Origin of the sequence: Bradyrhizobium sp. LB14.3 (assembly GCF_040547985.1) — a bacterium.
Taxonomy (GTDB): Bacteria; Pseudomonadota; Alphaproteobacteria; order Rhizobiales; family Xanthobacteraceae; genus Bradyrhizobium.
Genome location: NZ_JBEPQT010000092.1, coordinates 1 through 1,422 on the forward strand (window position 1 = coordinate 1; position 1,422 = coordinate 1,422).

1 pseudogene is annotated in these 1,422 nt (G+C 62.0%); it reads left to right on the forward strand.

From position 1 onward, the window contains the following. Nucleotides 1-1,373, forward strand: a pseudogene (locus ABIB00_RS38975) (IS30 family transposase); the annotation flags it as partial. Nucleotides 1,374-1,422 lie beyond the last annotated feature (49 nt).

Consider the following 1,422-nt stretch of genomic DNA (forward strand, 5'->3'; position numbering starts at 1 on the left):
GAAAGTTGTAAGTCGACGTTCGGGGCGGTCAGGACGAGCGCCATTGCCATCGCCAGGCCGGCCTTCTGCTGCAGGACGCGATGAACAGAATAGATTTTGGAAGGCGATTGCCACAGGGCAGAGCAGCGAAGATGCTGCGTTTGAGGCCGGATTATCGCAACCTGTCGGAAGCAGATTGTTCCGAAAGGCAGGCGGCATGCCACCATCGATGTTCAGATCTTCGGCCAAGCCTCTCTCCGGGCGCTACCTTTCATTGGCTGAACGCGAGGAAATCGCCCTTCTAAAGGTGCAGGGCCATTCCATACGGGAGATTGGGCGCCGCTTGGGGCGGGCTGCTTCGACGGTCTCCCGTGAACTGCGGCGGAACGCGGCCACCCGCGGCGGCGGGTTGGATTATCGGGCAACAACTGCCCAATGGCATGCAGACCGATCTGCCCGCCGGCCCAAGCCGACCAAGCTTGCGCCCAACGCAGCCTTGCGGACTTATGTGGAGGAGAGACTTGCCGGCAGGGTCGTAGCCCCGAGCGCAGCTTGTATTGCTGGCCCCACCGTTCGGTGGAACGGCCGCCGGCATGGCCGGCGAAAGGATCGACGATGGGCCAAAGCATGGAGCCCTGAGCAGATTGCCCGACGCTTGCCGATCGACTTCCCGGACGACAAGACGATGCGCATCAGCCACGAAGCCATCTATCAGGCTCTCTTCGTTCAGGGCCGCGGTATACTACGCAGCGAACTGACCGCCTGCTTGCGAACCGGCCGCGTGTTGCGCGTGCCCAGGGGGCGCGTACGCAGGCGGGGCAAGGGCTTTGTCTCGCCGGAGATCATGATCAGTGAGCGCCCCGCTGAAGCGGCCGATCGAGCCGTGCCCGGGACATTGGGAGGGAGACCTCATCCTCGGTCTTGGCAGCTCGGCGATCGGCACGTTGGTCGAACGCACGACGCGCTTCACAATGCTATTGCACCTTCCCCGGTTGGCGGGTCATGGCGAAGCTCCGCGCAAGAAGAACGGACCTGCGCTTGCGGGACACGGGGCGGAAGCCGTGCGTGACGCGATCTCGCGCACCATCATCACTTTGCCCGAAGAACTACGTCGCACGCTGACTTGGGATCAAGGAGCCGAAATGGCTCAGCACGACCGCCTCAAGATCGATGCGGGTCTCCAGGTCTACTTCTGCGACCCGCAAAGCCCTTGGCAGCGCGGCACTAACGAGAACACCAACGGGTTGCTGCGGCAGTACTTTCCGAAAGGCACAGACCTGAGCATCCACAGCGCCGACGAGATATCCGCTGTAGCAGCGGCCCTCAATGCCCGACCGAGAAAGACACTGGGCTGGAAAACGCCGGCAGAAGCGCTTGACGAATTACTGTCATGAGTGAAAACAATTGGTGTTGCGACGACCGTTTGAATCCGCCATGGCTGCC